Annotated in this window: 8 protein-coding genes; 3 read left to right on the top strand and 5 right to left on the bottom strand. The window is 70.6% G+C overall.

Annotation, left to right across the window (positions count from 1 at the left end; all coding sequences use genetic code 11):
• Positions 1-18: 18 nt before the first annotated feature.
• Both MUN33_RS02665 and MUN33_RS02660 read right to left on the bottom strand, forming a co-directional pair.
• A complete protein-coding gene (locus MUN33_RS02665) occupies positions 19-1095 on the bottom strand; it encodes a putative endonuclease domain-containing protein (RefSeq protein ID WP_244803365.1) in 1077 nt (358 codons plus the stop codon).
• A 155-nt stretch (positions 1096-1250) separates the two neighbouring features.
• Positions 1251-2258 (bottom strand): iron-siderophore ABC transporter substrate-binding protein, encoded by a 1008-nt coding sequence (locus MUN33_RS02660; protein ID WP_244803364.1) that lies wholly within the window; start codon positions 2256-2258, stop codon positions 1251-1253.
• A gap of 93 nt (positions 2259-2351) precedes the next feature.
• On the opposite strand from MUN33_RS02660, the gene MUN33_RS02655 reads away from it, so the two are divergent.
• The gene (locus MUN33_RS02655; protein WP_244803363.1) at positions 2352-2915 is read left to right on the top strand and encodes an NUDIX hydrolase; all 564 of its coding nucleotides are present in this window, start codon (positions 2352-2354) and stop codon (positions 2913-2915) included.
• A 12-nt stretch (positions 2916-2927) separates the two neighbouring features.
• Positions 2928-4391, top strand: coding sequence for an RNA/DNA-binding domain-containing protein (locus tag MUN33_RS02650; protein ID WP_244803362.1), 1464 nt, complete (start codon positions 2928-2930; stop codon positions 4389-4391).
• Here MUN33_RS02650 and MUN33_RS02645 read toward each other — a convergent pair whose 3' ends face one another.
• The 3 genes from MUN33_RS02645 to MUN33_RS02635 are packed head-to-tail and all read right to left on the bottom strand — an operon-like array spanning position 4392 to position 6796.
• Positions 4392-5381, bottom strand: a complete 990-nt coding sequence (locus MUN33_RS02645; RefSeq protein WP_244803361.1) for a bile acid:sodium symporter family protein — start codon at positions 5379-5381, stop codon at positions 4392-4394.
• Positions 5382-5409: 28 nt separating this feature from the next.
• Entirely contained in the window at positions 5410-6294 is an 885-nt protein-coding gene (locus MUN33_RS02640) for a ribokinase (protein ID WP_244803360.1), read from the bottom strand.
• A 7-nt stretch (positions 6295-6301) separates the two neighbouring features.
• Positions 6302-6796 carry an SdpI family protein gene (locus tag MUN33_RS02635; RefSeq protein ID WP_244803359.1) on the bottom strand — a complete coding sequence of 165 codons (495 nt, stop codon included), beginning with the start codon at positions 6794-6796 and terminating at the stop codon, positions 6302-6304.
• A 28-nt stretch (positions 6797-6824) separates the two neighbouring features.
• On the opposite strand from MUN33_RS02635, the gene leuS reads away from it, so the two are divergent.
• Positions 6825-9680 carry a leucine--tRNA ligase gene (gene leuS / locus MUN33_RS02630; protein WP_244803358.1) on the top strand — a complete coding sequence of 952 codons (2856 nt, stop codon included), beginning with the start codon at positions 6825-6827 and terminating at the stop codon, positions 9678-9680.
• Positions 9681-9763: the final 83 nt, after the last annotated feature.

The raw sequence follows: 9763 nt of genomic DNA, 5'->3' as shown, positions 1-9763 counted from the left end.
GGGCGACAATCCGACATCTCAGGGCCGGGAGCCCCGGGCCGCCTGCGCACGGAGCACCGCCCCCTGCAGCTGCTCGACCAGCTCCTCCAGGTCACCGAGCAGGGCCCGGTTGACCCGGAGCGCCTCCCATCCCGCGTTCTTCAGCCGCTGGAACAGCATGAAGTCGGTGTCGGTCTGGTCCGCCCCGTCATGGTGTCTGCCGTCGTAGTACAACGCGACACCCAACTCGGGGCAGGCCAGGTCCGGCACGGTCGACCGTCCCTTCCCCAGGTCGACCCGGACCTGGGACGTCCACCGGTGCCCCGCCGGAAGTGCGTCACGGACCACCAGGCGCAGGACGGTCTCCATCGGCGACTGCGCCCCGTAGTCGGTCAGTGCGAGCAGCCGTTTCAGGGTCCGTCGGCAGACGATCCCCCGGGCGCCCGCCAGTACCGTCTCGGCGGTGAGGTGGGTGCACTGGTACATGGCGTCGATGAACTGGACAGCCCGGACGTGCCGGTCCTCCATGCCGGGGACATGGTGCACGTACCACGTCTTCTTCCCGGTCAGGATCGTCGCGAGGCACTGGGCGGCGGCGGTCGCGGCCGTGACGACCTGCATCTCCGGGAACGCGGGGTCCGGGGTCACGGTCTCCGTCCCGGAGGTGAAGGCACGGTACACGGCACCGTTGGTCCCGGTGTTGTTGCGACGGGTCCGGGTGGACAGCAGGACGACCTTCTCGCTGTCGGCCCAGTACGGCAGCCCGTGCAGCCCCGCGGCGCTCCAGCCGCCGACGACCGTGTCGCGGGTGAGCAGCCACAGCGCACGGGTGCGGGTGACGATGTCCCAGCGGTAGGGCGAGGGGTCGTCGCCGTACCCGCGGGGGCCCAGGCGTGAGGTGTCGGTGTCCTCGGGCAGCGGGGGCAGGACGACGCGTCGTACCGGTTTCTCCCAGGAGTCCACCACCGAGCGAGGGGTGCCACGGGCCAGCTCGGTGGTCCGCAGTACGGGGAGGCGTGTCGGGAAGACCCGTCGCGCGAAGTTGGGGCCGCGTCCCGGACGTACCCGTCCGTTGCGCGCGGCCCTGTTCCAGTGGATTCCCCCGAATGCCCCCATAGCCCGATCTAACACGATCCGGGGTCCGCAGGGGGCGGATGCGGAGTGATCACCCTCCCAGGTAGCCGATCAGGCCAGTTCCCTACCTGGGCGGGCGACAATCCGACACCGTGGCACCCCGGCACCCCGGCACCCCGGCAGCCCGACAGCGCGGCCTAACCGGTGGCGGCCTCGAGCTGCGGGGTGATCTGCTGCAGCGCCCAGAGCACCGCGTCGGGTGTGCCGAGCGAGAATGCGTCGGAGAGGTCCTTGTCGGCGACGACGGCGTGGCCGGCCTGTACCGCCCCGAGGTTCCTCCACGGTCCCAGGTCCTCGAACTCCTCCCGGGTGATGCCGATCGGGAACCCCACCACCACGTCCGCGTCGGCGGTGTCGAGGTTCTCGTCGGAGAGCTGGGTGAAGAAGGTGTCGGCGTCCTCCCCGGCCTTCGCCACCGCGCCGGTCTCCGTGAACCCCAGGGAGGTCAGCAGGTCCAGCCGGGCATCGCCCTCGAGGTAGGTGGCCCAGCCTTCCCCGTACTTCGCGACGACGGAGGCCGTCTTCCCCGCCCACTCCGGGTGGTCGTCGCGCACGCGGGCGACGGCGTCGTCGACCTCCCGGTTGATCTCGTCGCCCTTGGCGGACTCGCCGAGGGCCGTGGCGATCATCCCGACCTGCTCCTCCCTGCCCACGGTGTAGCCTTCGGCGCCGGCGGGTGCGGAGATCGTCGGCGCGATCTCGGAGAGCCGGTCGTAGGTCTCCCGGTCGCTGGCGGACTTCACGTTGAGGATGAGGTCGGGGTCGAGCGCGGCGATCTTCTCGACGTCGACCTCCTGGTTGCCGCCGCCGGAGACGATCTCGGGTGACCGGTCGTAGGTCTCCCCGTTCCAGGGGCTCACCCCGTCGCCGCCGAAGCCGAGGAAGTCGCTGGCGCCGACGGGCTGGACGCCCAGGTTGAGGGCGATGTCGGCGTCGCCCCAGCCCAGGGCGACGACGCGGCTGGGTTGTTCGGGGATCTCGATGTCACCGAACGTCGTCGCCACCGACACGGGGAAGGCGTCGGTCGCGGTCGCGGTGGCGGGCCCACCGGTGTCACCGTTGTCGCCGGAGGTGCAGGAGGCCAGGGCGATGCCCGTGGCCAGGGCGGTGGTGGCGGCGCCGATTCGCAGCAGTGAGCGTCTCATGGAGGTAAAGGTACCGTAACCTTCCTTCCGTGGACAGTGCCCGTCCAGCACCCGGACGGCACACGCACGCCGCCGGTACTAGAGTGGTCTGCCATGGGTACCCCGTCCTTCATCTCCGAGCTCCGCGCCAGCGTCGGCCATGCGCCGCTGTGGCTCCCGGGGGTCACCGCCGTCGTTGTCCGGGACGTCCCGGAGGACGCCCCGGTCTTCGCCACCCCGGACGTCCTGCTGGTCAAGCGGTCCGACGACGGCCGGTGGACGCCGGTGTGCGGGATCATCGACCCGGGCGAGGAGGTCGCGGACGCGGCGGTGCGGGAGGTCGCCGAGGAGACCGGGTTGACCGTGGAGGTCGACGCCCTGATCGGCACCGGCGCGGTCGGCCCGGTGACGTACCCGAACGGGGACGTGTGCAGTTTCATGGACACCACCGTGCGCTGCGTCGTCACCGCCGACAGCGCACCGGAACCACGGGTCAACGACGAGGAGTCGGTGGAGGTCGGCTGGTTCCCGGTCGCCCGGCTGCCGGCGATGGACCCCAGGTTCCGGCTGGTCATCGCGGACTGTGTGGCGCAGCTGAAGCATCCGGCCGGGTTCCGTCCCCGGCTGGGGTACGTCAAGCGGTCCCGGCCTGTCGCCGGTGACATCCGCGGGTTGTAGCACCGCACGGCCATGGAACCGGCAGGGGAACGTCGACGCGCACTGCCCCGTGACGTCTCCGAGGCCCTCGACCGGATCCTGGACGGCGCCGTCGCCGACGACCTGGAGTCCGGCGTCCTGGACTTCAAGGAGGACCCGGTACACACCCCGACCCGTCGTCCGGACGAGAAGGCGGCGGACATGCTGGTCAAGACCGCGTGCTGTTTCGCCAACGGGTCGGCGGGACGGGGGTTCATCGTCTTCGGCATCGCCGACCGCACCCCCGGTCCGGACGCCTTCAACGGCACCGACCGGGACCCCGCGGACATCGCCCACCTGATCTTCACCCGGACCCGCCCGCATCTCACGGTGGACGCCTGGGACGCCTACGCCCATGGCGCGCGGATCATCGTGATCCGGGTCCCCGCCGGCCTGGCCGTGCACACCGGGCCGGACGGGGTCGTCCGGCACCGGGTCGGGGACTCCTGCCTGCCCCTGGACGGGGAGCCGAGGGAACTGCTCGAGCGGGCCCGCGGCAACCCCGACTACACGGCGGGCCGGTCGTCGGTGCCGGTCCGGGAGTTCGACGCCGAGGCGCTGGCGACCGGGCGTGAACTCCTCGCGTCGGCACTGCGGGCGGGGACGCTGCCCAACGGTGACGGCACCGGGACGGGGCTGCTGTCCAGGCTGGACCTGCTGACCCGAGGCGAGCCGACGGTGGCGGCGGAGTTGCTGTTCCACCGGGCGCCGGGGGTCCGTCACCTCTACCGCGCCGGTGAGGCGGACTCGGGCCATCCGCCGACGGAGACGCTCCTCGACCTGCCGTTGGTGCAGACGGCGACGGCGCTGCGGGACCTCGTCCGGGCGCACGACGACTCCGCGATACCGGCCGCCGCCGCCGACGAGGCGATCACCAACGCACTGGTGCACCGGGACTGGGCACGCACCGACCCGGTGGTGGTCTTCCAGTCCCCGGAGATGATCCGGGTCCACTCCCCCGGCGGCCTGCCCGGCGGGAAGGCCGCCGACCGGCTGTTGTCCGGACCGTCGCAGCCCCGGAACCCGGCGCTGCTCAACGCGATGCAGCTGCTCGGTCTGGAACGCTGGTCGTCCCGGGGTTTCGACCGGATGTGGCTGGCGATGCTGTCGGCCGGGTTCGCACCGCCCGTCGTCGACGCGAAGGAGGACGCGGTGGACGTGACCCTGTTCAACGGGGAGCCGGACATGGAGTTTGTCGGCCTGTTGACCGCGGTGCGCGCCGAGTACGGGCGCGGGGTGACCCGCGACGCGGCGACGCTGGTGGTGCTGCGCCACCTCATGTCGTCGGGCACGGTCGACCTCGAGCTCGCGGCGCTGCTGCAGCAGGCGGGTGAGGCGGACGCCCGCTCGTTGATGACGTGGCTCGCGCAGCGCGGGGTGCTGCAGCGCACCGCCCGGCGTCGGGACGAGTGGCGGTTCTCCGACCGGGTGGCTGCGCTGGTACCGGACGCCGGGTAGCTACCAGGTGTTCTCCGGGGATTTCGCGGCGTAGGTCGCCGCCCGTCCCGAGCAGATCATCAGCTGGATCTGGTGGAAGATCATCAACGGCACGATGATCAGCCCCACGCCGCCGCTGAACAGCACCGCCGCGATCGGCAGCCCGGAGGCCAGGGACTTCTTGGTGCCGCAGAACTGGATGGCGACCTGGTCCTTGTAGTCGAATCCGAGGCGTCGGGAGGTCCAGGAGGTCAGCCACAGCATGGCGTAGACGCCGATGACGGAGCCGACGCAGATGCCGACGATGGCGACCCAGGACACCGAACTCCACACGCCCATCACGATGCCCTCGGAGAACGCGACGTACACCACCAGGCCGATGGAGATCTTGTCGACGTAGCCGGTGGGTTTCGCCCCGGCGACCGTCGCCACCCCGGGGACGTTGCGCAGAACCTGTCCCAGGATGAACGGGGCGAGCAGCTGCAGGGCGATGTCGACGAAGACGGAGGTGTCGACGTGCATGCCGCCGTCGGTGCCGGTCATCAGCAGGAGAACCAGCAGTGGGGTCGCGAAGACGCCGACGAGGTTCGAGGCGGACGCGCTGACGATCGCGCCGGGGATGTTGCCTCGGGCGATGGAGGTGAAGGCCACGGAGGACTGCACGGTGGACGGGACGAGGGTGAGGAAGAGGATGCCCTGGTACAGCTCGTCGCCGAGGACACCCTTGAGCGGCATGAGGGCCAGGCCGACGAGGGGGAAGACCACGAAGGTGAACGCCAGGATCAGCAGGTGCAGGCGCCAGTGCGTCAGACCGTTGAGTGCCTCACGGGTGGACAGCCGGGCCCCGTAGAGGAAGAAGAGCAGGCCGATGGCGATCTTCACGATCCAGTCCATCACGTCGGCGAAGCCGTCCCGGGCGGGGAACACCAGGGCGAGGACGACCCCGAGGACGATCAGGATGATCAGCAGATCGGGGCGGTATCCCAGGATACGGTTAATAATGTTCCTCATGGTGGGACACTATAGTTGATGAAGTTCTTCAGGCCCCAAGGAAACTGAGGATTTCCTCCCGTCCTGCACAGGACGCCGAGGCGCCCCGTGTGCCCACCGCCAGACTTCCCGCGGCCGCGGCGACCGTCGCCGCCTCCGCCAACGCCGTACCCTCGGCCAGGGCCGCGGCCAGTACACCGCAGAAGGCGTCCCCCGCCCCGGTGGTGTCGACGACCTCGGGGACGGGGAAGGGCGGGATCTCGGTCCGCCGGCCCCGCTCGTGGAGCACCGCACCACGGGCGCCCAGCGTGACCACCACCGACCGGGCCAGGTCGGACGGTTCCCCGTCGGGCGACAGGTCGGCGGCCTCGGTCTCGTTGAGGACCAGCGGGTCCGCGGCGGCGATCAGGTCCGGGTCCCGGGTGGTCACCGGGGCGAGGTTGAGGACGAGCCGGGCACCCAGCCGCCTGGCGAGCGCCGGCAGCACGGCCGTGTGCGCCGGGGACAGCTCCCCCTGCGCCAGCAGCACGTCCGCCGTGCCGTCGTAGCCGTCGTAGCAGTCGGGGTCGGTGACCTCGTTGGCGCCGGAGGTGACCACGATGACGTTCTCGCCGGCGCCGTCGTTCATGATGAACGCCTGGCCGGTTGGGGCGTCCGGGGTGCGGGCGACGGCGGAGACGTCTACCCCGGCGTCACGCAGCTCCGCGAGGGCCCGGTCCCCGTCGGGGTCCGTGCCGACCGTGGCGTGCAGGACGACCCGGGCGTCCTGCCCCTCCAGGAAGCGCACGGCGGCCACCGCCTGGTTCGCCCCTTTGCCGCCGAGGGCCCGTCCGTTCGGCGAGGCGATCACGGTCTCCCCCGCCACCGGGAAATGCGCGGTGCGGACGAAGGTGTCGATGTTCACCGAACCGCAGACCACCACCGTGCGGGTCACACGGGACCTACTTCCCGTCCTGGGACGCCACGGCCCGGCGGGCCGCGTCGAGGTCCGGCTCCGCGGCGGTGGCCCCGTCGTGGCCACCGCAGCCGCCACCACAGGAGCTCCCCGACGACCCGGAGGAGCAGCACCCGGCGGAGGCACGCTGCTGCTCGGTCTGCTGTGCCTTGGCGTGGTCGATCTTCGCCAGCGTCTGCGCCGCCAGCGCGGCCCCCATGCCCACGAGGAACAGGGCGCCGACCACCAGCAGCGCGGAGACCACCCACAGCCACCCGCCCTGCAGGCCGAGGAGACCTGCGGCGATGAGGGCGACACCGGCGCCGGTCCACGTCGGACCGGCGATCCGGTGGCCGGTGTCCCACATCTCCCGGTTCTTGCGCACCTCCGGGATCCGCAGGCCCACCCACCTGTTCCCCGGGAGTTTCGCGGTGACGGCGAGCACACCGGTGACCAGCACCGCAGCGCCCAGGACGAACAGCAGGACAGAGAGAACTATCATGCCCACCAGTCTATTACAATGACTGGACATGACTAACCCTCGGAGCGAATCTGGCGAGTCCACGTCCCACCGCTACACCCCGGAACTCGCCGGCGACATCGAAAGCCGCTGGCAGGGGTACTGGCGCGAGAACGGCACCTTCAATGCCCCGAACCCGGTCGGCGAGCTCGCCGACCCTGCCGACTCTGGGCAGTCGCTGGACACCGCGTCCCGGGAGAAGCTCTTCGTCCAGGACATGTTCCCCTACCCCTCCGGTGTCGGCCTGCACGTCGGGCACCCGCTGGGCTACATCGCCACCGACGTCTACGCCCGCTTCAACCGCATGCTGGGCCGCAACGTCCTGCACACCCTGGGCTACGACGCCTTCGGCCTGCCTGCCGAGCAGTACGCCGTGCAGACCGGCACGCACCCGCGCACCACCACCAGCGCCAACATCGACAACATGGAGCGACAGCTCGGCCGGCTGGGCCTCGGCCACGACCGCCGCCGCGTGGTCGCCACCACCGACACCGACTTCTACCGCTGGACCCAGTGGATCTTCCTGCAGATCTACAACTCCTGGTTCGACCCCGAGGCGCAGAAGGCACGCCCGATCAGCGAGCTCGAGGAGAAGCTCGCCGCGGAGCGTCCCGACTGGGCCGACCTGACCCCCGCCCGGCAGCAGGCGGAACTCGACGAGCACCGCCTGGTCTACCGCTCCAACAGCACGGTCAACTGGTGCCCCGGACTCGGCACCGTCCTGGCCAACGAGGAGGTCACCGCCGACGGGCGCTCCGAGCGCGGCAACTTCCCCGTCTTCCGTAAGCGGCTGTCCCAGTGGATGATGCGCATCACCGCCTACTCCGACCGCCTGCTGGACGATCTCGAGGACCTCGACTGGCCGGAGAAGGTCAAGTCGATGCAGCGCAACTGGATCGGACGGTCCCGCGGCGCCGAGGTCGACTTCTCCTCCCCCGCCGGCCCGGTCCGGGTGTTCACCACCCGCCCCGACACCCTCTTCGGCGCGTCCTACATGGTCCTCGCCCCCGAGCACGAGCTCGTCGACCGTCTCGTCGGCGACGCCGCCTACGGTGACGACGTCGACCCGCGCTGGACCTACGGTGCGGCGACCCCGGCGGACGCCGTGGCGTCCTACCGTGCGGCGACGGCGTCGAAGACCGACCTGGAGCGGCAGGAGAACAAGGAGAAGACCGGTGTCTTCACCGGCGCCTACGCCACCAATCCGGTCAACGGTGCCCGGGTGCCCGTCTTCATCGCCGACTACGTGCTCACCGGCTACGGCACCGGCGCGATCATGGCCGTGCCCGGACACGACGAACGCGACCACGAGTTCGCCACCGTCTTCGGGCTCCCCGTCACCGAGGTCGTCTCCGGCGGCGACGTCCCCGTCACCGAGGCCGCCTACACCGGCGACGGCGTGCTCGTGAACTCCGCCAACGACGACGGCCTCGACCTCAACGGCAAGGACAAGGCAGAGGCCATCGAGGCCACCATCGCCTGGCTGGCCGAGCAGGGGCTGGGCGAGGAGAAGGTCCAGTACAAGCTCCGCGACTGGCTCTTCGCCCGCCAGCGCTACTGGGGCGAGCCCTTCCCCGTCGTCTACGACGCCGACGGGGTCGCCCACGCCCTCCCCGAGTCGATGCTGCCGGTGGAGCTGCCGGAGGTCGAGGACTACCGGCCCGTCAGCTTCGACCCGGACGACGCCGCCTCCGAGCCCCAGCCCCCGCTGGCCAAGGCGAAGGACTGGGTCGAGATCACCCTCGACCTCGGGGACGGCGAGCAGACCTACTGGCGCGACACGAACGTGATGCCGCAGTGGGCCGGCTCGTCCTGGTACCAGCTGCGCTACATCGACCCGACCAACAGCGACGCCCTGGTCGACATCGAGAACGAGCGCTACTGGACCGGGCCGCGTGAGGGGGCGCCCTCCGGCGGCGTGGACCTCTACGTCGGCGGTGTCGAGCACGCCGTCCTGCACCTGCTGTACAGCCGGTTCTGGCACAAGGTCCTCTTCGATCTCGGCCACGTGAGCTCCTACGAGCCCTACCACCGGCTCTACAACCAGGGCTACATCCAGGCCTACGCCTACACCGACTCCCGGGGCGTCTACGTACCCGCCGACGAGGTCGAGGAGAAGGACGGGAGGTTCTTCCACGACGGTGAGGAGGTCACCCAGGAGTACGGCAAGATGGGCAAGTCCCTGAAGAACGCCGTCTCCCCCGACGAGATCTGCGACAACTACGGTGCCGACACCCTGCGGGTGTACGAGATGTCGATGGGCCCGCTGGACACGTCCCGCCCCTGGGCCACGAAGGACGTCGTCGGTGCCCAGCGTTTCCTGCAGCGTGCCTGGCGTCTCGTCGTGGACGAGGCCACCGGTGAGGCCGCCGTGTCCGACGCCGGGCTGGGCGACGACGACCAGCGGGCGCTGCACCGCACCATCGCCGGGGTCCACGACGACTACGCGCACCTGCGCGACAACACCGCCGTGGCCAAGCTCATCGAGTACGTCAACCACCTGACGAAGGCCCATGCGGGGTCGTCGGTGCCCCGCGCGGCGGTGGAGCCGCTGGTGCTGATGATGGCGCCGGTGGCACCGCACATCGCCGAGGAGATGTGGTCCCGCCTCGGGCACGACGGCTCCCTGGTGCACGCGCCGTTCCCCACCTGGGAGGAGAAGTGGCTCGTCGACGACACCGTGGAGCTCCCGGTGCAGGTCATGGGTAAGGTCCGTGGCCGGGTGACCGTCTCCGCCGATGCCGCGCGTGAGGACATCGAGGCCGCGGCGCTGGCGGAGCCGAATGTGGCGGCGCATGTCGAGGGCAAGACGGTGGCGAAGATCATCGTGGTCCCCGGCAAGATGGTGAATATCGTCGCCAAGTAGGCCCGGGGGGGCGGCGGGGGTTGGCTCCGGGCTGGCCCCGAGCTGGCCTCCGGGCCCCACGATGTCGGATTGTCGCCGTTCCA

It is taken from the genome of Corynebacterium kalidii (genome assembly GCF_022869005.1).
Lineage (GTDB): Bacteria > Actinomycetota > Actinomycetes > Mycobacteriales > Mycobacteriaceae > Corynebacterium > Corynebacterium kalidii.
This window is presented reverse-complemented; position numbering and strand designations above follow the sequence as displayed.